The sequence below is a fragment of the Pseudomonas sp. P867 genome, assembly GCF_019891455.1.
In the GTDB taxonomy this organism is placed as follows: Bacteria; Pseudomonadota; Gammaproteobacteria; order Pseudomonadales; family Pseudomonadaceae; genus Aquipseudomonas; species Aquipseudomonas synxantha_A.
In genome coordinates, this window is the sequence record NZ_JAFLXB010000003.1 from 127464 (window position 1) to 152854 (window position 25391).

23 protein-coding genes are annotated in these 25391 nt (G+C 61.4%); 16 read left to right on the forward strand and 7 right to left on the reverse strand.

Annotation, left to right across the window (positions count from 1 at the left end):
* From J1G33_RS07025 to J1G33_RS07045, 5 genes are all read right to left on the reverse strand, one after another.
* Nucleotides 1–192 (reverse strand): DUF1289 domain-containing protein, encoded by a 192-nt coding sequence (locus J1G33_RS07025; RefSeq protein WP_032879732.1) that lies wholly within the window; start codon nucleotides 190–192, stop codon nucleotides 1–3.
* A 129-nt stretch (nucleotides 193–321) separates the two neighbouring features.
* Nucleotides 322–1236: an SMC-Scp complex subunit ScpB gene (gene scpB, locus J1G33_RS07030; protein ID WP_032879731.1), complete on the reverse strand. Its 915-nt coding sequence runs from the start codon at nucleotides 1234–1236 to the stop codon at nucleotides 322–324.
* A gap of 12 nt (nucleotides 1237–1248) precedes the next feature.
* Nucleotides 1249–1947: a ScpA family protein gene (locus J1G33_RS07035; protein WP_164365898.1), complete on the reverse strand. Its 699-nt coding sequence runs from the start codon at nucleotides 1945–1947 to the stop codon at nucleotides 1249–1251.
* 120 nt (nucleotides 1948–2067) lie between these two features.
* Nucleotides 2068–2697 (reverse strand): L-threonylcarbamoyladenylate synthase, encoded by a 630-nt coding sequence (locus J1G33_RS07040; RefSeq protein WP_003193796.1) that lies wholly within the window; start codon nucleotides 2695–2697, stop codon nucleotides 2068–2070.
* 13 nt (nucleotides 2698–2710) lie between these two features.
* A complete protein-coding gene (locus J1G33_RS07045) occupies nucleotides 2711–3574 on the reverse strand; it encodes a PHP domain-containing protein (RefSeq protein ID WP_078822167.1) in 864 nt (287 codons plus the stop codon).
* A gap of 87 nt (nucleotides 3575–3661) precedes the next feature.
* On the opposite strand from J1G33_RS07045, the gene J1G33_RS07050 reads away from it, so the two are divergent.
* The 6 genes from J1G33_RS07050 (at nucleotide 3662) to J1G33_RS07075 (ending at nucleotide 8698) form a co-directional block, all read left to right on the forward strand.
* Nucleotides 3662–4258 carry a septation protein A gene (locus tag J1G33_RS07050; RefSeq protein ID WP_005790819.1) on the forward strand — a complete coding sequence of 199 codons (597 nt, stop codon included), beginning with the start codon at nucleotides 3662–3664 and terminating at the stop codon, nucleotides 4256–4258.
* A gap of 1 nt (nucleotide 4259) precedes the next feature.
* Nucleotides 4260–4559, forward strand: a complete 300-nt coding sequence (locus J1G33_RS07055; RefSeq protein ID WP_005790820.1) for a YciI family protein — start codon at nucleotides 4260–4262, stop codon at nucleotides 4557–4559.
* Nucleotides 4560–4659: 100 nt separating this feature from the next.
* A complete protein-coding gene (locus J1G33_RS07060) occupies nucleotides 4660–5337 on the forward strand; it encodes a response regulator transcription factor (RefSeq protein ID WP_032879729.1) in 678 nt (225 codons plus the stop codon).
* A 103-nt stretch (nucleotides 5338–5440) separates the two neighbouring features.
* A complete protein-coding gene (locus J1G33_RS07065) occupies nucleotides 5441–5899 on the forward strand; it encodes a hypothetical protein (protein ID WP_005790823.1) in 459 nt (152 codons plus the stop codon).
* A 65-nt stretch (nucleotides 5900–5964) separates the two neighbouring features.
* Nucleotides 5965–7308: a HAMP domain-containing sensor histidine kinase gene (locus J1G33_RS07070; RefSeq protein ID WP_223017848.1), complete on the forward strand. Its 1344-nt coding sequence runs from the start codon at nucleotides 5965–5967 to the stop codon at nucleotides 7306–7308.
* Nucleotides 7309–7348: 40 nt separating this feature from the next.
* Entirely contained in the window at nucleotides 7349–8698 is a 1350-nt protein-coding gene (locus J1G33_RS07075) for a CoA transferase (RefSeq protein WP_223017849.1), read from the forward strand.
* 571 nt (nucleotides 8699–9269) lie between these two features.
* Here J1G33_RS07075 and J1G33_RS07080 read toward each other — a convergent pair.
* The gene (locus J1G33_RS07080; RefSeq protein ID WP_223017850.1) at nucleotides 9270–10133 is read right to left on the reverse strand and encodes an AlkA N-terminal domain-containing protein; all 864 of its coding nucleotides are present in this window, start codon (nucleotides 10131–10133) and stop codon (nucleotides 9270–9272) included.
* Nucleotides 10130–11557 carry an arginine-ornithine antiporter gene (arcD, locus tag J1G33_RS07085; protein WP_005790831.1) on the reverse strand — a complete coding sequence of 476 codons (1428 nt, stop codon included), beginning with the start codon at nucleotides 11555–11557 and terminating at the stop codon, nucleotides 10130–10132. Before arcD (J1G33_RS07085) ends, J1G33_RS07080 begins: the two co-directional genes overlap by 4 nt.
* Nucleotides 11558–11961: 404 nt before the next feature.
* Here arcD (J1G33_RS07085) and arcD (J1G33_RS07090) point away from each other — a divergent pair, with 404 nt between their 5' ends.
* The 10 genes from arcD (J1G33_RS07090) to gcvT all read left to right on the forward strand — a co-directional run bounded on the left by arcD (J1G33_RS07090) (nucleotide 11962) and on the right by gcvT (nucleotide 25216).
* Nucleotides 11962–13389, forward strand: coding sequence for an arginine-ornithine antiporter (arcD, locus tag J1G33_RS07090; protein WP_032879725.1), 1428 nt, complete (start codon nucleotides 11962–11964; stop codon nucleotides 13387–13389).
* Between the two features lie 25 nt (nucleotides 13390–13414).
* On the forward strand, nucleotides 13415–14671 hold the full coding sequence (arcA, locus tag J1G33_RS07095) for an arginine deiminase (protein ID WP_122733621.1): 1257 nt from the start codon (nucleotides 13415–13417) through the stop codon (nucleotides 14669–14671).
* A gap of 12 nt (nucleotides 14672–14683) precedes the next feature.
* The gene (locus tag J1G33_RS07100) at nucleotides 14684–15694 is read left to right on the forward strand and encodes an ornithine carbamoyltransferase (RefSeq protein ID WP_005790837.1); all 1011 of its coding nucleotides are present in this window, start codon (nucleotides 14684–14686) and stop codon (nucleotides 15692–15694) included.
* 151 nt (nucleotides 15695–15845) lie between these two features.
* The gene (gene arcC / locus J1G33_RS07105) at nucleotides 15846–16775 is read left to right on the forward strand and encodes a carbamate kinase (RefSeq protein ID WP_005790840.1); all 930 of its coding nucleotides are present in this window, start codon (nucleotides 15846–15848) and stop codon (nucleotides 16773–16775) included.
* Nucleotides 16776–16793: 18 nt separating this feature from the next.
* Nucleotides 16794–17156 (forward strand): DUF5064 family protein, encoded by a 363-nt coding sequence (locus tag J1G33_RS07110; protein WP_194439052.1) that lies wholly within the window; start codon nucleotides 16794–16796, stop codon nucleotides 17154–17156.
* Between the two features lie 209 nt (nucleotides 17157–17365).
* Complete coding sequence (locus J1G33_RS07115) at nucleotides 17366–18874, forward strand: sigma-54-dependent transcriptional regulator (protein ID WP_005790844.1); 1509 nt, start codon at nucleotides 17366–17368, stop codon at nucleotides 18872–18874.
* Between the two features lie 410 nt (nucleotides 18875–19284).
* Entirely contained in the window at nucleotides 19285–19668 is a 384-nt protein-coding gene (gene gcvH / locus J1G33_RS07120) for a glycine cleavage system protein GcvH (protein ID WP_223017851.1), read from the forward strand.
* Between the two features lie 10 nt (nucleotides 19669–19678).
* Nucleotides 19679–22516 carry an aminomethyl-transferring glycine dehydrogenase gene (gcvP, locus tag J1G33_RS07125; RefSeq protein ID WP_223017852.1) on the forward strand — a complete coding sequence of 946 codons (2838 nt, stop codon included), beginning with the start codon at nucleotides 19679–19681 and terminating at the stop codon, nucleotides 22514–22516.
* A gap of 159 nt (nucleotides 22517–22675) precedes the next feature.
* The gene (locus J1G33_RS07130; protein ID WP_223017853.1) at nucleotides 22676–24052 is read left to right on the forward strand and encodes an L-serine ammonia-lyase; all 1377 of its coding nucleotides are present in this window, start codon (nucleotides 22676–22678) and stop codon (nucleotides 24050–24052) included.
* A gap of 39 nt (nucleotides 24053–24091) precedes the next feature.
* Nucleotides 24092–25216 carry a glycine cleavage system aminomethyltransferase GcvT gene (gcvT, locus tag J1G33_RS07135; RefSeq protein WP_005790848.1) on the forward strand — a complete coding sequence of 375 codons (1125 nt, stop codon included), beginning with the start codon at nucleotides 24092–24094 and terminating at the stop codon, nucleotides 25214–25216.
* The last annotated feature ends 175 nt before the right edge of the window (nucleotides 25217–25391 follow it).

Sequence of the window (25391 nt, forward strand, 5' to 3'; positions counted from 1 at the left end):
TCATTTGCTTTTCCGCCGACCGGTGGCACCAAGCGCCAGCAATCGCAGCTCGGCTTCAGCCAGCACCGTGCGCTTGTCGACTTTGTCGAGCTTCTTCCAGGCACGGATTTCGCGCTTGCTGCGGCCACAGCCGACGCAGATGTCGTCGGCGAACTTGCAGATGCTGATGCACGGGTCTTTGGTGGAACTCATGTTTTCTCCCAGACAGTGGAGATCCAATGTGGGAGGGGGCTTGCTCCCGATAGCAGTGGATCAGTTGATGCATCTGCTGCCTGACACTCCGCTATCGGGAGCAAGCCCCCTCCCACAGTTTTTATTGCGTCAGTCTTCGAGTTGGCGGCGTTCGTTTTCGATGGCTTCGGCCAGCGCCCGGGCTTCGTCTTCTTCGTCGCTCAACGGCGGCTGTTCCAGGGCGGCGACGGCGGCCAGCAGTTTTTCCCGGGCATCGGCGACGCCGAGGATGTCTTCTTCGACTTCGGGCTCGGGTTCAACGTTCACCTCGGTCTGCGGCTCGTCGGCAGCATCACGCAACAGGTCGTCAAAATCAGTCTTGATCCCTTGCTCCATATCATCGAGCTCCAACAACAGCGTATGGAAGCTGGTTTCGTCCTTGGGCTCCTCCGGCTCGGCGCTGGCATCGGCCAGTTCCTGCAGGCTTTGCGGCACCGGCGCATCGTCGAAGTCGAGCACCGGCTCGGCCTCCATTTCGCGCAGTTCAGCCAGGGGCGGCAGGTCGTCGAGGTTCTTCAGGTTGAAATGATCGAGGAACACCTTGGTGGTGGCGAACATCGCCGGTTTGCCGGGCACGTCGCGGTAACCCACGATGCGGATCCACTCGCGCTCCAGCAGGGTCTTGACGATATGGCTGTTGACCGCCACACCACGCACGTCCTCGATTTCGCCACGGGTAATCGGCTGGCGATAGGCGATCAGCGCCATGGTCTCCAGCATTGCCCGCGAATAACGCTGCGGCCGCTCTTCCCACAAGCGCCCCACCCACGGCGAAAACTTCTCACGGATCTGCAGGCGATAACCCGACGCCACTTCGCGCAACTCAAAGGCACGGCCGTCGCAGGACTTGCGCAGGATCTCCAGCGCCTTCTTGAATACCGGCGGCTCCGGGCGTTCAGCTTCTTCAAAGAGTTCGAACAGGCGCTCCAGGGATTGCGGTTTGCCCGAGGCCAAGAGAAAGGCCTCCAGCAAGGGTGCCAGTTCGCGGGGTTCAGTCAGATTCATCGATTCAGCTCGTTATTCGGCTCGCGCCCGCACGTGGATAGCCGCAAAAGGCTCATTCTGCACCAGCTCGACCAAGGATTCCTTGACCAGTTCGAGGATCGCCATAAAGGTCACCACCACACCTAGTCGGCCTTCTTCGGCGGTGAACAGCTCGACAAACGGCACAAACCCACCACCCTTGAGGCGCTCCAGCACATCACTCATGCGCTCGCGGGTAGACAGCGCTTCGCGGCTGACCTGGTGGCTTTCAAACATATCGCCACGGCGCAGCACCTCGGCCATGGACATCAGCAATTCTTCCAGGCTCACGTCCGGCAGCAATTTGCGCGCACGGGCCTCGGGTGCGTCGAGCTTGGGCACCACCACATCACGGCCCACGCGGCTCAGGCCGTCAATGCCTTCGGCGGCGGCCTTGAAGCGTTCGTACTCCTGCAAGCGGCGGATCAGTTCGGCGCGCGGGTCATCCTCTTCGGCTTCGACGGTCTCCGAACGCGGCAACAACATGCGCGACTTGATCTCGGCGAGCATGGCGGCCATCACCAGGTACTCGGCGGCCAGCTCCAGGCGCACCGACTGCATCAGCTCGACGTAGCCCATGTACTGACGGGTGATTTCTGCCACCGGGATGTCGAGGATATTGATGTTCTGCTTGCGGATCAGGTACAGCAGCAAGTCCAGCGGGCCTTCGAAGGCTTCCAGGAAGACCTCCAGGGCATCCGGTGGAATGTACAGGTCCAGGGGCATTTCCATGACCGCCTGGCCATAGACCATGGCGAACGGCAGTTCCTGCTGGGCGCCGGCCTGGGGATCAGCGGTTTCCACGGCCGCCATTCAGGCCTCGACCATAAATGGCGCCGGATCGCCACAGCCCACACGCACCACTTCAGGCTCGCCGTCAGCCAGGTTGATCACCGTCGAGGCTTTGTTGCCGCCGTAGCCGCCATCGATGATCAGGTCGACATGCTTTTCCAGCAGGCGCCGCATTTCGTAAGGGTCGTACAACGGTTCGGTTTCACCGGGCAGGATCAACGACACGCTCATCAGCGGCTCACCCAGCTCGGCCAACAGCGCCAGGGCTATCGGGTGTTCCGGCACGCGCAGGCCGATGGTGCGCTTCTTGGGGTGCAATAACAGGCGCGGCACTTCGCGGGTGGCATTGAGAATGAAGGTATAAGGCCCCGGCGTATGGGCCTTGAGCAGGCGGAACGTACCGGTGTCGACCTTGGCGAACAGGCCCAGTTGAGACAAGTCGCTGCAAATCAGTGCGAAGTTGTGCTTGTCGTCCAGCTGGCGCAGGCGCCTTACACGCTCGACCGCGCCTTTGTCGCCGATCTGGCAACCGATGGCGTAGGACGAATCAGTTGGATAGATCACCACGCCGCCGGCTCGGATGATCTCCACGGCCTGTTTAATCAGGCGCGCCTGAGGGTTTTCCGGATGAATCTGGAAGAATTGACTCACGTGCTCTACCTGTTCAGACGGTGGCAATAATGGGGTCATGCTTGAATCGCCCCCACAACAGCGGCAGATCTTCCGGGACCTGGCGATACTCGCCAATCTCGGACCAGCCGCCTGGGCCATGAAAATCACTGCCGGCACTGACCAGCAGACCAAATTCGCGAGCAAGGATCGCCAGGCTGCCGACCTGTTCCGCCGGTTGATGCCCGTTGACCACCTCGATCGCGTGGCCACCCGCACCAATATAGTCGCTGATCAGCTTGCGGCGCTTGCTGCGGGTGAAATCGTAATGCCAGGGATGCGCCAGGCTGACCCAGGCCCCGGAAGCCCGCAAGGTCTGGACGGTGTCTTCCAGGGTCGGCCAATGCAGCTTCACATCGCCCAACTTGCCGGCCCCCAGCCATTTGCGAAAGGCTTCGGCGCGATCCTTGACATAGCCTTCGCGCACCATCCAGTCGGCAAAGTGCGGACGGGCCGGTGCGTTGCCGCTGTCACCCAGTTCCTGCTGGATGGCACGGGCGCCGTCGAGGGCGCCGGGCATACCTTTAAGGCTGAGCTTGCGGCTTATTTCTTCGGACCGCAGCCAGCGGCCATCGTGCAATTGGGCAATGGCCGCCACCAACGGCGGGGCATTCTGATCGAAACCGTAGCCAAGTACATGAATGGTGGCGCCGCCCCAGGTGCAGGACAATTCCACCCCGTTGACCAGTTGCATGCCCAAAGAACGCGCGGCTTCGCGGGCTTCATCGAGACCCTCGAGGGTGTCGTGGTCGGTCAACGCCAGCACTTGCACGCCTTTTTCAAACGCACGCGCAACCAGTACCGCGGGCGCCAGGGCGCCGTCGGAGGCCGTGCTGTGGCAGTGCAAATCAACATTCACGTGGGTATGTAACCTCAAGTCAGCTGGCGCTATCGCAACCAAGGATGTTTGTTATTATGCCGCCACATCCAGCTTCTGGCTCTTACTGTGAAACAATTCATCGACTTCATCCCGCTGTTGCTGTTTTTCATCGTTACCAAACTCGACCCCAGGGTCATCGAAATCGCCGGTCACGAGCTGTCGTTCGGGGGTATCTACAGTGCCACTGCCGTACTGATCATCAGCTCCATCGTGGTCTACGGCGCCATCTTCATCTCCCAGCGCAAGCTGGAAAAAAGCCAATGGCTGACCCTTATCGCCTGCCTGGTCTTTGGCGGACTGACCCTGGCCTTCCACAGCGAAACCTTCCTTAAATGGAAAGCCCCGGTGGTCAACTGGCTGTTTGCCCTGGTCTTTATCGGCAGCCACTTCATCGGTGACCGCCTGCTGATCAAGCGGATCATGGGCCACGCGCTGACCTTGCCGGAACCGGTGTGGGTGCGCCTGAACGTGGCCTGGATCGTGTTTTTCCTGTTCTGCGGTGCCGCCAACCTGTTCGTGGCCTTTACCTTCCAGGACTACTGGGTCGACTTCAAGGTGTTCGGCAGCCTGGGCATGACCGTATTGTTCCTGATCGGCCAAGGGATCTACCTGTCGCGTCACCTGCATGACACCGCGCCTACCACGCCGAAAACCGAGGACTGACATGCTCTACGCCATCATTGCCACCGATATTGCCAACTCGCTGGAAAAACGCCTGAGCGTACGCCCCGCCCACGTCGAGCGCCTTAAACAGCTGCAAGCCGAAGGCCGTATCGTACTGGCCGGCCCGCACCCGGCGGTCGACAGCAATGACCCGGGCGACGCCGGTTTCACCGGCAGCCTGATTGTCGCCGAGTTCGCCTCCCTGGCCGACGCCCAGGCCTGGGCCAAGGCCGACCCCTATGTCGCAGCAGGCGTCTACGCTGATGTGGTGATCAAGCCGTTCAAGCAAGTCCTGCCTTGAACCCGGCTGCGTCGAACCTAATCGTTTCGGCGCACTCCTAATGGCTCACGGCGGCACCGGTGGGGTCGTCGCCGTCGACAATGGCTAAATCGAGTGAGTCATGAGCGAGCTGTTACTGATAGATGATGACCAGGAGCTCTGTGAGCTGCTGAGCAGTTGGTTGAGCCAGGAAGGCTTCCAGGTGCGCGCCTGCCACGATGGCCTGAGCGCCCGCAAAGCCTTGGCCGAAGCCGCCCCGGCGGCGGTGGTGCTCGACGTGATGCTGCCCGACGGCAGCGGCCTGGAGCTGCTCAAGCAACTGCGCAACGACCACCCGGAACTGCCGGTGCTGATGCTCTCGGCGCGGGGCGAACCCCTGGACCGCATCCTCGGCCTGGAGCTGGGCGCCGACGACTACCTGGCCAAGCCTTGCGATCCGCGCGAACTGACCGCCCGCCTGCGTGCCGTATTGCGCCGCAGCCACCCGACCGCGGTCTCGACCCAGCTTGAGCTGGGCGACCTGTGCTTCAGCCCGGTGCGCGGCGTGGTGAGCATCGATGACCAGGAGTTCACCCTGACCGTCTCCGAAAGCCGCCTGCTCGAAGCCTTGCTGCGCCAGCCCGGCGAGCCCCTCGATAAACAGGAACTGGCGCAGATCGCCCTGGGTCGCAAGTTGACCCTTTACGATCGCAGCCTGGACATGCACGTCAGCAACCTGCGCAAAAAGATCGGCCCGCACCCGGATGGCCGGCCGCGGATCGTGGCGCTGCGCAGTCGCGGCTACTACTACAGCCTCTAGAGGCAGCCTTACCAAATCTTTACCCTCCGCTGACGGCGGCTGACCTTGCGCTGCGTAACCTACTCACATCCGGACTCACCGGAATAGAGACAGGAGAATCACCATGCGCAAGACCCTTATCGCTTTGATGCTCGCCGCTGCACTGCCTACCGTTGCCATGGCCATGCCTGAAGGCCCAGGCCCGATGGGCGGCCACGAAGGCCACATGATGGGCGGCCCGGGCCACGGTGAACACGGCCCGCGTGGTAAAGGCGGCCCGTTCAGCCAGTTGGACTTGAGCAAGGAACAGCGTGAGCAGATCCGCAAGCTGATGGGTGACCAATGGCACGCTCGCAAAGACCTGACCCAAAAGTACCTGGACAAACTCCCGGCCGCTGACCAGAAAGCCATGCAGGACGAGATCGCCGCCGGCAAGCAGAAAACCCAGGCCAATATCCGCGCCGTGCTCAAGCCTGACCAGCAGAAGCAATACGACGAGATCGTCAAAAAGCAAGCCGAGCGCCGTGCCGAGTGGAAGCAATTCCAGGAATGGAAAGCCCAGCAAGCGCAAAAAGCGCAATAATGCGAACGTAATGCCTACGGCCCAGTGGTTCACACCACTGGGCTTTTCCTGTTTGAGGGTTTCCTGTGCGTTCATTGTTCTGGCGTATCCTGGCGAGTTTCTGGCTGGCCATCGCCCTGGTTGGCGGGTTGTCGATTCTGCTTGGGCATATGCTCAACCAGGACGCCTGGATTCTCAGCCGCCACCCCGGCCTCAACAACCTGGCGCAAGAGTGGACGCAACTCTACGAAGCCCAGGGTGAGGAAGCCGCCCAGGACCTGCTGCAACAGCGTAAACGCCAGTACCACATCGATGTGCAAGTGCTTAACGAGAGCGGCGAGCCGGTGGTGCGCGGTACCTTCCCGCGTCGCGCCGCCGCCTTTGAAGCCCGGCAGAATGACAGCCAGGACGGCCACCTGCCCTGGCGGCGCCTGACAGCCGAGTACACCAGCGACAAAACCGGCGACACCTACCTGCTGATCTACCGCATTCCCCACCCGGAGTTGGAAGCCTGGCACCGCAGTAGCCTGCTGTGGCCGCTCAGTGCCCTGGCAATCACCCTGGTGGTGTTGACCCTGTTCAGCCTGCTGGTGACCTTGTCCATCACCCGCCCACTCAGCCGCCTGCGCGGCGCGGTGCATGACCTGGGGCAAACCACCTATCAACAAAACAGCCTGGCGCAACTGGCCAACAGGCGCGACGAATTCGGTGTGTTGGCCAATGACTTCAACCGCATGGGCGCGCGCCTGCAAAGCCTGATCGGTAGCCAGCGCCAGTTGCTGCGCGACGTGTCCCACGAACTGCGCTCGCCCCTGGCACGCTTGCGTATCGCCCTGGCCCTGGCCGAGCGCGCCAGCCCCGAAGAGCGGGAAAAACTCTGGCCGCGCCTGACCCGCGAATGCGACCGCCTGGAAGCCTTGATCAGCGAAATCCTGGTCCTGGCGCGGGTCGACGCCGACAACGCCAGCGCCGAAGACATTGACCTCAACCCATTGCTCAAGACCCTGCAAAAGGACGCCCAGCTCGGCGCGCCCGAGCAAGTGGTGCACCTCAGCACCGACGTCGACCTGCGGCTCAAGGGCTGGCCGACCATGATCGAGCGCGCCGTGGATAACCTTCTGCGCAATGCCCAACGCTTCAACCCGGCCGGCCAACCGATTCAATTGCAGGCCCAGCATCAAAACGGGCGCATTCTGATCAGCGTACGCGACCACGGCCCCGGCGTTGAAACCGAACACCTGGGCCAACTGGGCGAGCCGTTTTACCGTGCGCCGGGCCAGACTGCGCAAGGTCATGGCCTGGGCCTGGCCATCGCCCGCCGTGCTGCCGAGCGCCATGGCGGCACCCTGATCCTGGCCAATCATCCCGACGGCGGTTTTGTCGCCAGCATCGAACTGCCCTTGGTCCCAGGGGCTGCCACACCGGTGTGATGTTCTTCTATAGTGGCCCTTCTCTTACGGAGGGCCTTAGATGACTGACCTGCTGACTCCCATCCAAGCTGCACTCGATTTACCGCACATTGCGCTGCCCGAGACCTCGGCAGGCGCGCTGCCCTCGTCCTTCGCCGTGACCGACCTGGCCGTCGCCAGCATCGGCGCCGCTGGCCAGGCTGTTGCCCAGTTGATCCAGCAACAGACCGGGCGGCTGCCCAGCGTCAGCGTGGATCGGCGTCTCGCCTCGCTGTGGTTTTCTTCGTCGATTCGCCCAGTGGGTTGGCAAGTACCGCCGCTGTGGGACCCAGTGGCCGGTGACTACGCCAGCGCCGAGGGCTGGATTCGTCTGCACACCAACGCACCCCATCACCGTGCAGCGGCCGAACGGGTGCTTGGGCCTGTGGCCGACCGCGCCGAGATGGCGACCAAAGTCGCTACATGGAACGCCGCAGAACTGGAACAGGCCATTGTCGACGCCGGCGGTTGTGCGGCGCAGATGCGTACGTGGCAAGCCTGGCAGCAGCATCCGCAAGGCTTGGCGGTGAATGCCGAAGAGTTGATACAGCGTCAGGTCTTCGACCCTGGTATCGACAAACCCTGGCTTGGCTCACCTGCGCGCCCGCTGGCGGGTATCAAGGTGCTGGACTTGACCCGCGTATTGGCCGGCCCCGTGGCCAGTCGTTTCCTCGCCGGATTGGGTGCAGATGTACTGCGCATCGATTCGCCAACCTGGAACGAACCGGGCGTGGTACCGGAAATGACCCTGGGCAAGCGCTGTGCCCGCCTCGACCTGAAAAGCCCTGAAGGCCGGCAGGTATTCGAAGCCTTGCTCAAGGACGCCGACGTACTGTTCCATGGTTACCGCGCCGATGCACTGGAACAGCTGGGTTACACCCTCGGCGAGCGCCAACATATCGCCCCCGGGCTGATTGACGTCAGCCTCAATGCCTATGGCTGGAGCGGTCCGTGGCGTAACCGTCGCGGTTTTGACAGCCTGGTGCAGATGAGCAGCGGGATCGCCGAGGCGGGCATGGCCTGGAAGCAGGCGGATAAGCCCGTGCCGCTGCCGGTGCAGGCGCTGGATCACGCTACCGGTTACCTGATGGCCGCCAGTGCGATCCAGGCCTTGAGCGAGCGGTTTGCGTCAGGTCGGGGCGGTTCGGCGCGGTTGTCACTGGCGCGCACGGCCAAATTGCTGGTGGACGCAGGACAGGTGCCGCAGCAGGCAGCGTTGCGCGGCGAAGACATCAATGATCAAGGCTTGGTGGTAGAGCAGACCACCTGGGGCCAGGCCCATCGGTTACTGGCGCCGCTGAGCATCAGTGGCACGCCGTTGCAGTGGGATTTGCCGGCAGGGGAATTGGGCGCGCACCGGCCTCAGTGGTGAACTGAAGACCGCCATCGGGGGCAAGCCCCTCCCACTTTTGAATGTATTCACACATCAAATGTGGGAGGGGCTTGCCCCCGATGAGCATGGGTATCTACACAACTTCGTAGCAGTCACCAGTAACCAAGATGCGAAGCGAGCCGCTCTTGATCTGTTTTTGATCTTGGGCGCCCCGTTAAACCACGCTGGCCGGAATTCGACAGGGATTTGGGGGGTAAACCGGCAGGGATGCCGGTTTAGCCGCCCCGCGCCATGGATGGCGCGTGGCGGCGCCCCCCCAAATCCCTGTCGGATTACGGGCACACCGAGCCTGAGCGAGGTGCCGAGTGGTGGGGCGAGGACCTTTTGCTTACTTTTGGGTCCTTCCAAAAGTGAACCTCTGTAAGAGCGGAACCCTAAGTGGCCGTTACCTAAATAACGGATATGTACTCGGTTTGATCCGGCATCCTGGTCGGCCCTAAGGCCGCCATCGGGAGCAAGTCGAATCGTCGCACCGCCCCTCCCACAGCTACAGCGCCATACCAGAAGTTGTGTAGATACCCATGTCCCGATGAGGCCAGTACAGCCCCCATCAATCCCCGCGGTTCAACGACGTCCACAAATGCTGCGCTGCATACGCCCTCAACGGCCGCCACGCCTCTGCCCGCGCCAGCAACTGCCGTGCCGACACCGGCCCGCCTTCCAGCGCCGCCAGCGCATTGATCAAGCCGATGTCCCCCGATGCAAACGCATCCGCCTCGCGCAACTGGCGCATGGCGATGTACTGCGCGGTCCAATCGCCAATCCCCGGCAATGCCACCAAGCGTGCAACACCGTCCTTGAGACTGGCCTTGGGCTCGAAAATCCGAGGGTCATCCAACAACGCCTGGGCCACACCGGACAAGGTGCGACCTCGCGCCTTGGGCATGCCCAGGGCCGCCAGGTCCGCCGCCGCCAGCACCTCGGGTGCCGGGAACAGGTGAGTAATACCGGCGTGGGGGGTTTGCAACGGCTGGCCATACTGCGCCACCAGCTTGCCCGCCAACCGGATCGCCGCCACCACCGTGATCTGCTGGCCCAGCACTGCGCGAATGGCCAACTCCAGGCCGTCCCAGGTACCCGGCAACCGCAGCCCTGGTCGAGCCGCAACCAGTTGCGCCATCAACGGGTCCCTGGCTAATTGCAGATTGATCACGGCGGGCACGGCGTCCAGATCAAACATCCTGCGCAGGCGCCGCTCGATCTCGGGCAGCGCGACCGGCTCGGGAAAGTCGACCGTCACCTCCAGCCAATCCCCCGCCCCCGGCGCGACGCTGATCCAGCCATGTCGCCCGCCCACACTGATGCTGCGTCGATACACTCCGGCCACCACGGTTTCCAACCCGGTGATTGCCCGGGCCGATAAGAACTCCACCATCGCCGCCCAGTCGTAAGGCGGTTGATAGGCCAACCTCACAGCGACAATACCCCGCTATACAGCCCGTACGCAGCCAACCCGGCGCCCGCGATCACACAACCGAAAATGCCTTTTTCAAGCGAGGTAAACAACGGGCGGCCCTGCTCCCGCTTGGCCAGGGCAAACAGGATCACACCCGGTGCATACAGCAGCGCCGACAGCAGCAAATATTTCAAACCGCCCGCATACAACAGCCACACCGCGTAACCGAGGGCAATCAAGCCTACCAGCAGATCCTTCATGCGTCGGCGCTGAGCGCCTTGATAGGTTTCGCCGCGCGCGCTCAACAGCACCGCATAGGCCGCCGACCACAGGTACGGCACCAGAATCATCGACGACGCCAGGTAGATCAGGGTGGTGTAGGTACTGGCCGAAAACAGCGTGATCACCAGAAATGCCTGGATCATCACATTGGTCAGCCACAACGCGTTAACCGGCACCTGATTGGCATTTTCCTTTTTCAGGAACGCCGGCATGGTCTTGTCATGGGCAGTGGCATAGAGGATTTCCGCGCAGAGCAACGCCCACGAAAGCAATGCCCCGAGCAGCGAAACCGCCAGGCCGAGGCTGATCAATATCGCTCCCCAGGGCCCGACAATGTGTTCCAGCACGCCCGCCAGGGACGGGTTCTGCAACTGCGCCAGTTCCGGCTGGCCCATGATGCCCAACGACAGCACATTCACCAGCACCAGCAGCGCCAGCACGCCCAGGAAACCAATCACCGTCGCGCGCCCCACATCCGAGCGTTTCTCGGCCCGCGCCGAGTACACACTGGCGCCTTCGATACCGATAAACACAAACACCGTGACCAGCATCATGTGGCGCACCTGCTCGACCACGCTGCCCATCTGCGGATTGCCCAGGCCCCAGATATCACGGGTGAAGATGTCGGCCTTGAACGCCACGGCGGCGATCACGATAAACATCAGCAGCGGCACGATCTTCGCCACGGTGGTGATCTGGTTGATGAATGCCGCTTCCTTGATTCCGCGCATCACCAGAAAATGCACCGCCCACAGCAACAGCGATGCACAACCGATGGCCAGTGGTGTATTGCCCTGACCGAACGCCGGGAAAAAGTAACCCAGGGTGCTGAACAGCAACACGAAATAGCCGACGTTGCCCATCCACGCACTGATCCAGTAGCCCCAGGCCGACGAGAACCCCATGTAATCGCCGAAGCCGGCCTTGGCGTAGGCATACACCCCGGAATCCAGTTCCGGTTTACGGTTGGCCAGGGTCTGGAACACAAACGCCAGGGTCAACATGCCAACCGCGGTAATGGCCCAACCGATCAGCACCGCGCCTACTTCGGCGCGGGCCGCCATGTTTTGCGGGAGCGAGAAGATCCCGCCGCCGATCATCGAACCTACTACCAGGGCGATCAGGGCACTGAGCCGAAGTTTCTGGGCTGGTTGGGACATGCAGGTTCCTCGCAATAAATGTTTGAGCCGACCACCGCGCACTCAACTAATTCAATTTAATGACGCTAGCGTTTCATAACATAAGGGTATGTAAACGCCGGAAGTTTAGGCTTATTTAGAATTTAAATACGGCAATTATGAAGCGCTCGTCAGGCAACATACAAAAAGTTTGCACATTCGCAAATACGAACTAGCGTCAACACCCATGCCCCGGACCAAATGATTAACCACATTGTAGGAGACCGCTCTAGCGAGCGCCTTTGCACAGGCCGTGTCGCCCCGCAACTGCCACCCTAAGTCGTTAATTCACAATGGAATGTGCCAATGAACTGATCTGAGTCAGCTGTTTTATTAGCGCACGGAATTATTCTGTGATCTCTCTTCTCCTGCATTGGAGTCACGCAATGTCTGATTCTCCCGGAAAACTTAGGCTTGGTGCGCTGGTTGCACTTGTCGTGGGCTCAATGATTGGCGGCGGGATCTTTTCACTCCCGCAAAACATGGCCGCCAGTGCCGACGTAGGCGCCGTGTTGATTGGTTGGGTGATCACCGCCATCGGCATGTTGACCCTCGCATTCGTGTTCCAGACCCTTGCCAACCGCAAGCCCGATCTCGACGGCGGGGTGTACGCCTACGCCAAGGCCGGTTTTGGCGATTACATGGGGTTCTCATCGGCCTGGGGTTACTGGATCAGTGCCTGGCTGGGCAACGTCGGGTACTTCGTACTCTTGTTCAGCACCTTGGGTTACTTCTTCCCGATCTTTGGCGAAGGCAACACGCCAGCGGCGGTGATAGGTGCCTCGGTACTGCTGTGGGCGGTGCACTTTCTGGTGCTGCGCGGCATCAAGGAAGCAGCGTTCATCAACCTGGTGACCACCGTTGCCAAGGTGGTGCCGCTGCTGCTGTTCGTGCTCATCGCCCTGTTCGCGTTCAAGCTGGACATCTTCACCGCAGACATCTGGGGCGTAAAAAACCCTGACCTGGGCAGCGTGATGAACCAGGTGCGCAACATGATGCTGGTCACTGTGTGGGTGTTCATCGGCATCGAAGGCGCGAGCATCTTTTCCTCCCGTGCCGAGAAACGCAGCGACGTGGGCAAGGCCACCGTGATCGGTTTTATCACCGTGCTGCTGTTCCTGATGCTGGTGAACGTGCTGTCTTTGGGGATCATGACCCAACCGGAACTGGCCAAGTTGCAGAACCCGTCGATGGCTGCCGTGCTTGAGCATGTGGTGGGCCATTGGGGTGCGGTGCTGATCAGCGTCGGCTTGATCATCTCGCTGCTGGGCGCGTTGCTGTCGTGGGTGCTGCTGTGTGCGGAGATCATGTTTGCCGCCGCCAAGGACCACACCATGCCGGAGTTCTTGCGCAAGGAAAACGCCAACCATGTGCCGGTCAACGCCCTGTGGCTGACCAACGCGATGGTGCAGATATTTTTAGTGATCACACTGTTTTCCGCGAGCACCTACCTGTCGCTGATCTACCTCGCCACCTCGATGATCCTGGTGCCTTACCTGTGGTCAGCGGCCTACGCCCTGCTGCTGGCGGTGCGCGGCGAGACCTACGAAAACGCGCTCAAGGAGCGCAAGAAAGACCTGTTCATCGGCGCCGTCGCCCTGATCTACGCGATCTGGCTGCTCTATGCCGGCGGCACCAAGTACCTGCTGCTCTCCGCCCTGCTCTACGCCCCCGGCGCGATCCTGTTCGCCAAGGCCAAGCGTGAACTGGGCAAACCGATTTTCACCAACGTCGAGAAGCTGATTTTTGCCGCAGTGGTCATTGGCGCCCTGGTGGCGGCCTATGGGCTCTACGACGGCTTCCTGACTCTGTAATTGTATGTTCACTGGAGGATCTGTAATGACCACGGAAAAAGTTAAGTACGGCGTACATTCCGAAGCCGGCAAACTGCGCAAAGTCATGGTGTGCTCCCCAGGTTTGGCCCACCAGCGGCTGACCCCCAACAACTGCGACGAGCTGTTGTTCGATGACGTGCTGTGGGTGGCCCAGGCCAAACGCGACCACTTCGACTTCGTGACCAAGATGCGCGAGCGGGATATTGATGTGCTGGAAATGCACAACCTGCTCACCGATATCGTCGCCATCCCCGAAGCGCTGGACTGGATCCTGCAACGCAAGATCACCGCCAACACCGTGGGCCTGGGCCTGGTCGACGAAGTCGGCTCGTGGCTGCGTAGCCTGGAGCCGCGCAAGATCAGCGAGTTCCTGATTGGCGGTGTCTCGGCCGATGACCTGCCGAGCAGCTTTGGTGGCAAGACCATCGAGATGTTCCGCGACTTCCTCGGCCACGCCAGCTTCATCCTGCCGCCGCTGCCCAACACCCAGTTCACCCGCGACACCACCTGCTGGATCTATGGCGGCGTAACGCTCAACCCGATGTACTGGCCGGCCCGACGCCAGGAAACCCTGCTGACCTCCGCCATCTACAAGTTCCACCCGGAGTTCACCAACGCGGACTTCCAGATCTGGTACGGCGACCCCGACCAGGAGCACGGCGCTGCCACACTGGAAGGCGGCGACGTGATGCCGATTGGCAATGGCGTGGTGTTGATCGGCATGGGCGAGCGCTCGTCCCACCAAGCCATCGGCCAACTGGCGCGCAACCTGTTCAAGAACAAAGCGGTGGAGCGCGTCATCGTGGCCGGCCTGCCCAAATCCCGCGCAGCGATGCACCTGGACACCGTGTTCAGCTTCTGCGACCGCGACCTGGTCACCGTCTTCCCGGAAGTGGTCAACCAGATCGTGCCGTTCACCCTGCGCCCTGACGAAAGCAAGCCTCACGGTATCGACATTCAACGGGAGAAAACCAACTTCCTCGAAACCGTCGCCGCAGCGCTCAACCTCAAGGCCCTGCGCGTGGTCGAGACCGGCGGCAACAGCTTCGCCGCCGAACGCGAGCAGTGGGATGACGGCAACAACGTAGTGGCCGTGGAACCCGGCGTGGTGATCGGTTACGACCGCAACACCTACACCAACACCTTGCTGCGCAAGGCCGGTGTGGAAGTCATCACCATCAGCGCCGGTGAGCTCGGCCGTGGCCGTGGCGGCGGCCACTGCATGACCTGCCCGATCATCCGCGACCCTATCGACTATTAAGGAGATTCCATCATGGCTTTCAATATGCGTAACCGCAGCCTGCTGTCGCTGATGCACCACACTACTCGCGAACTGAACTACCTGCTGGACCTGTCCCGCGACCTTAAACGCGCCAAATACACCGGCACCGAGCGTCCGCACCTGCAAGGCAAGAACATCGCGTTGATCTTCGAAAAAACCTCGACCCGCACCCGCTGCGCCTTCGAAGTCGCGGCCCATGACCAGGGCGCCCACGTCACCTATATCGACCCGGTGTCGTCGCAGATCGGCCACAAAGAAAGCATGAAAGACACCGCCCGCGTCCTGGGTCGGATGTTCGATGCCATTGAGTACCGTGGCTTCGAACAGGAAATCGTCGAAGAGCTGGCCAAGTTCGCCGGTGTGCCGGTGTTCAACGGCCTCACTGCCGAATTCCACCCGACCCAGATGATCGCCGACACCCTGACCATGCGCGAACACAGCGACAAGCCGCTGCATGACATCAGCTACGCCTACCTGGGGGACGCCCGCTACAACATGGGCAACTCGCTGCTGATGATCGGCGCCAAGCTCGGCATGGACGTGCGCATCGGCGCGCCGAAAGCGCTGTGGCCCCATGAAGATTTCATCAAACAGTGCCAGGCCTTTGCCGAGGAAAGCGGCGCGCGCATCACCATCACCGAAGACCCGAAAGAAGCAGTGAAAGGCGTGGACTTCATCCACACCGATATCTGGGTGTCCATGGGCGAGCCGGTGGAAGCGTGGGACGAGCGTATCGAGCAACTGCTGCCGTACCAGGTCAACGCCAAGATGATGAAAGCCTCGGGCAACCCCCGGGTGAAATTCATGCACTGCTTGCCGGCGTTCCATAACAGCGAAACCAAGGTCGGCAAGGACATCGCTGCGCGCTATCCGCACCTGGCCAATGGTGTGGAAGTGACCGAGGAAGTCTTCGAGTCGCCGGCCAATATCGCGTTTGAGCAGGCGGAAAACCGCATGCATACCATCAAGGCGATCCTGGTGTCGGCGTTGGCGGATATCTAATTCTCACTGTCGGAACAGGGTTCAAAAATGTGGGAGGGGGCTTGCTCCCGATAGCGGTGGCTCAGCTATAGATAGATTGACTGTCCTGCCGCCATCGGGAGCAAGCCCCCTCCCACATTGGGCTCTGCTCACACCCTAAAAGGATTGCATTATGCGCATCGTCGTAGCCCTGGGCGGCAACGCCCTCCTGCGCCGTGGTGAACCCATGACCGCGGACAACCAACGCGCCAATATCCGCATCGCTACCGAACAGATCGCCAAGATCCACGCCGGCAACGAACTGGTGATCGCCCACGGCAATGGCCCGCAAGTCGGCCTGCTGTCGTTGCAGGCGGCGGCCTACACCAGCGTCTCACCCTACCCGCTGGACGTACTGGGCGCTGAAACCGAAGGCATGATCGGCTACATCATCGAACAGGAACTGGGCAACCTGCTGGACTTTGAAGTGCCGTTCGCCACCCTGCTCACCCAGGTGGAAGTGGACGCCAAGGACCCGGCCTTCCAGAACCCCACCAAGCCTATTGGCCCGGTGTATGCCAAAGCCGAGGCGGAACAACTCGCCGCCGAAAAAGGCTGGGCCATCGCACCCGATGGCGACAAATACCGCCGTGTGGTTGCCAGCCCGCGTCCCAAACGCATCTTTGAAATCCGCCCGATCAAATGGCTGCTGGAGAAAAAAGCCATCGTGATCTGCGCCGGCGGCGGCGGCATCCCGACGATGTATGGCGAAGACGGCAAGCTGCGCGGCATTGAAGCGGTGATCGACAAAGACCTGTGCTCCTCCTTGCTGGCCGCGCAACTGGACGCCGACCTGCTGGTAATCGCCACCGACGTCAATGCCGCTTTTATCGACTTCGGCAAGCCAACCCAGAAGGCCATCGGCCAGGCCCACCCGGACGACATGGAAAAACTCGGCTTCGCCGCGGGCTCCATGGGCCCCAAGGTACAGGCAGCCTGCGAGTTCGCCCGCCAGACTGGCAAAACCGCGGTGATCGGTTCACTCTCGGACATCGAAGCCATCGTCCAGGGCAGCGCCGGCACCCGCATCAGCACGGCCACACCTGGCATCACCTATCTGTGAAGTAGAGGAGAAACGCCTATGGCTATCTTTGAACCCGGTCACTTGCACGTCGAACGTCACGCGCTCAACAAGGACGACTACAGCTACAACCTGTGCATCGACTATGAAGTCAGCCAGGACCCCAAGGAAGGCAAAGGCATGTTATTCAAACTGCACGGTTCGGTGCAGGGCAAGGACCTCAAGGAGGAGTTCTTCCTGCCCAAGGACCAGGCATTCGACTTTGCGCGGCATGCGATGAACATCGCGCAGAAATACGGCATGCCGAAGGTCGCGGTGTTGAACGGTTCGATGCACAAGCAGTACGACCTGATGTTTGAGGATGTGCGGCATCAGCTGGATGTGAAATCAGGTGATCCAGTCAAACCCGAACACCTGGAGTAACACGCCTGCACTGACACAATACAGTTCAAAATGTGGGAGGGGGCTTGCTCCCGATAGCAGTGTGTCAGCCACAGGTTGATTGGCTGATCCACCGCAATCGGGAGCAAGCCCCCTCCCACATTTTGATCTCCATCATTTGTCAGATTTCACCTGCGCCGCGCGCCAAGGCATACTTGCCGCCTCTGCTCTCCAGAATTGCCAATCGCCCCATGCGTATCCACGTCAGCTTCATCGACCGCGTCGGCATCACCCAGGAAGTCCTGGCCTTGCTCGGTGGGCGCAATCTCAACCTGGATGCGGTGGAGATGGTGCCGCCCAACGTCTATATCGACGCACCCACCCTCAGCGCCGAGGTGCTTGAAGAACTGCGCGATGCGTTGTTCAGCGTGCACGGCGTGCAAGCGGTGAAGGTGGTTGACATCCTTCCGGGCCAACGCCGCCACCTGCAACTGGACGCCCTGCTGGCAGCCATGACCGACCCGGTGCTGGCCCTGGACAGCGCGGGCAAGATTTTGCTGGCCAACCCGGCATTGATCGCGCTGTACGGGCGCGAACCGGCCGGCGAAAGCATCGCCGAGCTGTTCAACGACCCCGCGCTGCTGGAGACCTTGCTGGAGCATGGCTTTCGCTTGCCGTTGCGCGAGATCAGCGTCAATGGCCAGACCCTGCTGCTGGACGCCACGCCGATCACCGACGCCGGAGCCCTGCTCACCCTCTACCAGCCCAACCGCATCGGCGAACAGCTATCGGCGCTGCACCACGACCATGCCGAAGGTTTTGATGCGCTGCTGGGCGAATCCCCGGCGATCCGCACCCTCAAGGCACGGGCACAACGGGTGGCGGCGCTGGATGCACCGCTGCTGATCCAGGGCGAAACCGGCACCGGCAAGGAGCTGGTGGCCCGCGCCTGTCACGCGATCAGCACGCGCCACAGTGCACCGTTTTTGGCGTTGAACTGCGCGGCGCTGCCGGAAAACCTCGCCGAAAGCGAGTTGTTCGGTTACGCCCCTGGCGCCTTTACCGGCGCCCAGCGCGGTGGCAAGCCAGGGCTGATGGAACTGGCGAACCAGGGCACGGTGTTTCTCGATGAGATCGGCGAGATGTCACCGTACCTGCAAGCCAAGTTGCTGCGTTTTCTCAATGACGGCAGCTTTCGTCGGGTGGGCGGTGACCGTGAGGTGAAGGTCAATGTGCGCATCCTCAGCGCCACCCACCGCGACCTGGAAAAAATGGTCAGTGAGGGCACCTTTCGCGAAGACCTGTTCTACCGCCTCAACGTGCTTAACGTTGAAGTGCCGCCGCTGCGCGAACGCGGCCAGGACATCCTGCTGTTGGCCCGCTATTTCATGCAGCAAGCCTGCGCGCAGATCCAGCGCCCGGTCTGCCGCCTGGCGCCCGGCACCTATCCAGCGCTGCTGGGCAACCGCTGGCCGGGCAATGTGCGCCAGCTGCAAAACGTGATCTTCCGCGCCGCCGCCATCTGCGAGGGCAGCCTGGTAGACATCGGCGACCTGGACATCGCCGGTACGTCGGTGGCGCGCCAGAGCGATGGCGAAGTCGACAGCCTGGAACAGGCGGTGGAAGACTTCGAGCGCGATCTGCTGGAAAAGCTCTACGCCAGCTACCCCTCGACGCGCCAGCTCGCCAGCCGGTTGCAGACTTCCCACACGGCGATTGCCCATCGCTTGCGCAAGTACGGCATCCCCAACAAGCCCTGATTCAAGTTGGAATACAAACAAATGTGGGAGGGGGCTTGCTCCCGATAGCGGTGTGTCAGCCATAAATCTTTGACTGATACACCGCTATCGGGAGCAAGCCCCCTCCCACATTTGGAGAGCATTCCAAAATTTGGTCCAGGAACGACATTCAGTGTACTGAAAGCGCTACAGCGTAACGATATCGCTACAACCCTGTTTTTTACGCGCCATGCAAGGCTTTGATCCACATAGGCTTTTTTTCAAGCACTCGACTGTAGCGAAATCGCTACAGCTAAATGCACTAACGTCATAACCGATTTTATTAACCTGTTGATTTATAACGAATTAATAACCTTGGCCGCAATATTGCTAAGCAACTCCCCATTATTCCAATCCCGTCCACCAGACGATTCTGGCCCTGAGGAGTTTCCATGAGCGAGTTGCGTTTCACTGAAGATCACGAATGGCTGCGCGCCGAAGCCGATGGCAGCGTCACCGTGGGTATCACCGCTTTTGCGCAGAACGCGCTGGGTGATGTGGTTTTCGTGCAACTGCCGGAGTTGCAGGCTTACGACAAGGGCACCGAAGCCTCCACCGTGGAATCGGTCAAAGCCGCCAGCGGCGTCTACATGCCGCTGGACGGTGAAGTGCTGGAAGTTAACGACAAACTCGATGGCAGCCCGGAACTGGTCAACGAAGACCCGATGGGCGAAGGCTGGTTCTTCCGCTTTAAACCCGCCGACGCCGAGGCAGTGGCTAAGCTGTTGGATCAGGATGCGTACGACCGTCTGATCAAAGCCAACGCTGAAGCTTGAGGAGCGCGCCATGACCGTTAATCTGACCACCGCCAACGAATTCATCGCCCGCCACATCGGCCCGCGTCAGGAAGATGAGCAGCAAATGCTCGCCAGCCTGGGCTTTGATTCCCTCGAAGCCCTCAGCGCCAGCGTGATCCCGGAAAGCATCAAGGGCACCAGCGTGCTCGGCCTGGAAGACGGCTTGAGCGAAGCCGAGGCCCTGGCGAAGATCAAGGCCATTGCCGGGCAGAACCAACTGTTCAAAACCTACATCGGCCAGGGCTACTACAACTGCCATACACCGTCGCCGATCCTGCGCAACCTGCTGGAAAACCCGGCCTGGTACACCGCTTACACACCTTATCAACCCGAGATATCCCAGGGCCGCCTGGAAGCGCTGCTCAATTTCCAGACCCTGATCAGCGACCTTACCGGCCTGCCGATCGCCAACGCCTCCCTGCTCGACGAAGCCACCGCCGCCGCCGAAGCCATGACCTTCTGCAAGCGCCTGAGCAAGAACAAAGGCAGCAACGCCTTCTTCGCCTCGGTGCACAGCCACCCGCAAACCCTCGACGTATTGCGCACCCGTGCCGAACCCTTGGGCATCGAGGTGGTGGTCGGCGATGAGCGCGAGTTGACCGATGTCAGCGCGTTCTTTGGCGCCCTGCTGCAATACCCGGCCAGCAACGGCGATGTATTCGACTACCGCGAACTGACCGAGCGCTTCCACGCCGCCAACGCACTGGTAGCCGTGGCCGCCGACCTGCTGGCCCTGACCCTGCTGACCCCGCCGGGTGAATTCGGCGCCGACGTCGCCATTGGCAGCGCACAACGCTTCGGCGTGCCGCTGGGCTTCGGTGGCCCGCACGCGGCGTACTTCTCCACCAAGGATGCATTCAAGCGTGATATGCCAGGGCGCCTGGTCGGTGTTTCCGTCGACCGCTTCGGCAAGCCGGCCCTGCGCCTGGCGATGCAGACCCGCGAGCAACATATCCGCCGCGAGAAAGCCACCAGCAACATCTGCACCGCCCAAGTGCTGCTCGCCAACATCGCCAGCATGTACGCCGTGTACCACGGCCCCAAGGGCCTGACCCAGATCGCCCAGCGCATTCACCAACTGACCGCGATCCTGGCCAAGGGCTTGACGGCCCTGGGCTTGAAAGTCGAGCAGCAACACTTCTTCGACACCCTGACAATCAACACCGGCACCCACACCGCCGCCCTGCATGACAAGGCCCGCGCCCAGCGCATCAACCTGCGCGTCGTGGACGCCGAGCGTGTTGGCCTGTCGGTCGACGAAACCACCACCCAGGCTGATATCCAGGCCTTGTGGGCCATCTTCGCCGACGGCAAAACCCTGCCGGCCTTTGCTGCAACCCAAAGCACCCTGCCGAGCGCCCTGCTGCGCCAGTCGCCGATCCTCAGCCACCCGGTGTTCAACCGTTATCACTCGGAAACCGAGCTGATGCGCTACCTGCGCAAGCTGGCCGACAAGGACCTGGCCCTGGACCGCACCATGATCCCGCTGGGCTCGTGCACCATGAAACTCAACGCCGCCAGCGAAATGATCCCGGTGACCTGGGCCGAGTTCGGTGCCCTGCACCCTTTCGCCCCCGCCGCGCAAAGCACCGGCTACCTGCAACTGACCACCGAACTGGAAGCCATGCTCTGCGCGGCCACCGGCTACGATGCGATCTCCTTGCAGCCCAACGCCGGTTCCCAGGGTGAATACGCAGGCCTCCTGGCCATCCGCGCCTATCACCAGAGCCGTGGCGAAGAACGTCGCGACATCTGCCTGATCCCGTCGTCGGCCCACGGCACCAACCCCGCCACCGCCAACATGGCCGGTATGCGCGTAGTGGTGACCGCTTGCGATACGCGCGGCAACGTGGACATCGAAGACCTGCGCGCCAAGGCCATCGAACACCGCGAGCATCTTGCCGCGCTGATGATCACCTACCCGTCCACTCACGGTGTGTTCGAGGAAGGCATCCGCGAAATCTGCGGAATCATCCACGACAACGGCGGCCAGGTGTACATCGACGGCGCCAACATGAACGCGATGGTCGGCCTCTGCGCACCGGGCAAGTTCGGTGGCGACGTGTCCCACCTGAACCTGCACAAGACCTTCTGCATCCCCCATGGCGGTGGCGGCCCGGGTGTCGGCCCGATTGGCGTCAAGTCGCACCTCACGCCGTTCCTGCCCGGCCACGCGGCCATGGAACGCAAGGAAGGCGCGGTATGCGCCGCACCGTTCGGCAGCGCGAGCATTTTGCCGATCACCTGGATGTACATCAGCATGATGGGCGGCGCCGGCCTCAAGCGCGCGTCGCAGTTAGCGATCCTGAATGCCAACTACATTTCCCGTCGCCTCGAAGAGCATTACCCCGTGCTCTATACCGGGAGCAACGGCCTGGTGGCCCACGAATGCATCCTCGACCTGCGTCCGTTGAAAGACAGCAGCGGCATCAGTGTGGACGACGTGGCCAAGCGCCTGATCGATTTTGGTTTCCATGCGCCGACCATGTCGTTCCCGGTGGCCGGCACCTTGATGATCGAGCCGACCGAAAGTGAATCCAAGGAAGAACTGGACCGCTTCTGCGACGCCATGATCGCCATCCGCGAAGAGATCCGTGCAGTGGAAAACGGCACGTTGGACAAGGACGATAACCCGCTGAAAAACGCACCACACACCGCGGCTGAATTGGTGAGCGAGTGGACGCATCCATACACCCGCGAACAAGCGGTGTACCCGGTGCCGTCATTGATCGAAGGCAAATACTGGCCACCGGTTGGCCGGGTCGACAACGTGTTTGGCGATCGCAACCTGGTGTGTGCGTGCCCGTCGATCGAGAGCTATGCATAACTGAAGAGGTACTCAGTCTAAATGTGGGAGGGGGCTTGCTCCCGATAGCGGAGGGTCAGTTATTAGATCTGGTGACTGACGCACCGCCATCGGGAGCAAGCCCCCTCCCACACTTGACCGAGTACGGCCTCAAGAATAATAAGAAACCGGAGAACAACCATGTCCCTTAGCGTGTTCGACCTGTTCAAGATTGGCATCGGCCCCTCCAGCTCCCACACCGTCGGCCCGATGCGTGCGGCGGCTCGATTCGTCGAGGGCCTCAAGCGTGACAACCTGCTGAGCGCCACCACCGGCATCAAAGTGGAACTCTATGGCTCGCTCGGCGCCACCGGCAAAGGCCACGGCAGCGACAAGGCCGTACTGCTGGGCCTGGAAGGCGAACACCCGGACACCGTCAATACCGAAACCGTGGCTGCCCGCCTAACGCAGATGCGCAGTGACGGGCGCCTCAACCTGCTCGGTGAACACAGCATTGCGTTCAACGAGAAAGAACACCTGGCGATGATTCGCAAACCCCTCGCCTATCATCCCAACGGCATGATCTTCCGCGCCTTTGACGCCGCCGGTATCCAGATTCGCAGCCGCGAGTACTACTCGGTCGGTGGTGGGTTTGTGGTGGATGAAGACGCTGCCGGCGCCGACCGGATCGTCGAAGATGCCACGCCCTTGACCTTCCCGTTCAAGCACGCCAAGGACCTGCTCGGCCATTGCACCACCTATGGCCTGTCCATCAGCCAGGTGATGCTGACCAATGAGAGCGCATGGCGCCCTGAAGCGGAAACCCGCAGCGGCCTGTTGAAAATCTGGCAGGTCATGCAGGACTGCGTCGACGCTGGCTGTCGCAACGAAGGCATCTTGCCCGGAGGCTTGAAGGTCAAGCGCCGGGCGGCGGCGCTGCACAGGCAGTTGTGCAAGAACCCCGAGTCCGCCCTGCGCGACCCGCTGTCGGTGTTGGACTGGGTCAACCTCTACGCCCTGGCGGTCAACGAAGAAAATGCCAATGGCGGGCGCGTGGTCACCGCGCCCACCAACGGTGCAGCGGGGATCGTGCCGGCGGTGCTGCATTACTACATGCGCTTTATCCCGGGCGCTAACGAAGACGGCGTGGTGCGCTTCCTGCTCACCGCCGCCGCCATCGGCATCCTGTACAAGGAAAACGCCTCGATCTCGGGCGCCGAAGTCGGCTGCCAGGGTGAAGTGGGCGTGGCCTGTTCCATGGCCGCGGGCGCCCTGTGCGAAGTGCTGGGCGGCAGCGTGTCCCAAGTGGAAAACGCCGCCGAGATCGGCATGGAACACAACCTCGGCCTGACCTGCGACCCGATTGGCGGGCTGGTGCAGGTGCCGTGCATCGAGCGCAATGCGATGGGCTCGGTAAAGGCGATCAATGCGGTGCGCATGGCCCTGCGGGGCGACGGGCAGCATTTTGTATCCCTCGACAAGGTCATCCGCACCATGCGCCAGACCGGCGCCGATATGAAAAGCAAATACAAGGAAACCGCCCGTGGCGGTTTGGCGGTCAACATTATCGAGTGCTGACGCCCACAAGCGCGTCGGCACGTTTTTCAGGAGCTGAATATGTCCACCGAAACCCTGTTGAAAACCCCTCTGCACGCCCTGCACCTCGAACTGGGCGCACGCATGGTGCCCTTCGCCGGCTACGACATGCCGGTGCAGTACCCGCTGGGTGTGATGAAGGAACACCAGCACACCCGTGATCAGGCCGGGTTGTTCGACGTGTCGCACATGGGCCAGATCCGCCTGACCGGTGCCAATGCCGCCAAGGCCCTGGAAACCCTGGTGCCGGTCGACATCATCGACCTGCCGGTGGGCATGCAGCGCTACGCCATGTTCACCAACGAGCAAGGCGGCATCCTCGACGACTTGATGGTGGCCAACCTGGGCAACGACGAACTGTTCCTGGTGGTCAATGCCGCCTGCAAGGACCAGGACCTGGCACACCTGCGTCAACACATCGGCGACCAATGCACCATCGAACCGCTGTTCGAAGAACGCGCCCTGCTGGCCCTGCAAGGCCCGGCTGCGGTGAAGGTGCTGGCGCGGTTGGCACCTGAAGTCACCCGGATGACCTTTATGCAATTTGCCACCCTGCGTTTGCTGGGCGTGGACTGCTATGTCAGTCGCTCCGGCTATACCGGTGAAGACGGCTTCGAAATCTCCGTGCCGGCTGAAAATGCCGAAAGCCTCGCACGCAGCCTGCTGGCCGAAGCCGAAGTACAGGCTATCGGCCTGGGCGCCCGCGATTCGCTGCGCCTGGAAGCCGGCCTGTGCCTGTACGGCCACGACATGAACACCGACACCACCCCGATCGAAGCCAGCCTGTTGTGGGCGATCTCCAAGGCCCGGCGTGCCGATGGCCCGCGTGCCGGCGCTTTCCCCGGCGCCGACCGGATCTTCACTCAGCAACAAGCTGGCGTCAGCCGCAAGCGCGTGGGCCTGCTGCCTCAGGAGCGCACCCCGGTGCGTGAAGGTGCAGAGATTGTCGACGAACACGGCACCGTGATCGGCACCGTGTGCAGCGGCGGTTTTGGCCCGAGCCTGGGGGGCCCGCTGGCCATGGGTTACCTGGACACGGCCTTCACTGCGCTGGATACCGAAGTGTCTGCGTTGGTGCGTGGGAAAAAGGTGCCACTACGTGTAAGTAAAATGCCATTTGTGCCGCAACGTTACTATCGCGGCTGACGGATTGTTTCCATAAGTAACGCGGTTGCGTTAACGTGCACTAAACTGTAACGCAACCGCCATAAAACAGTGCATTTGCGATAGTCATTTTATAGGAATAGCCCTATAACAAGTGAACTACTCTATCGAATAAGTCAGCTGCTCAGCATTCAACAAAGTGTCATGCACCCCAGTA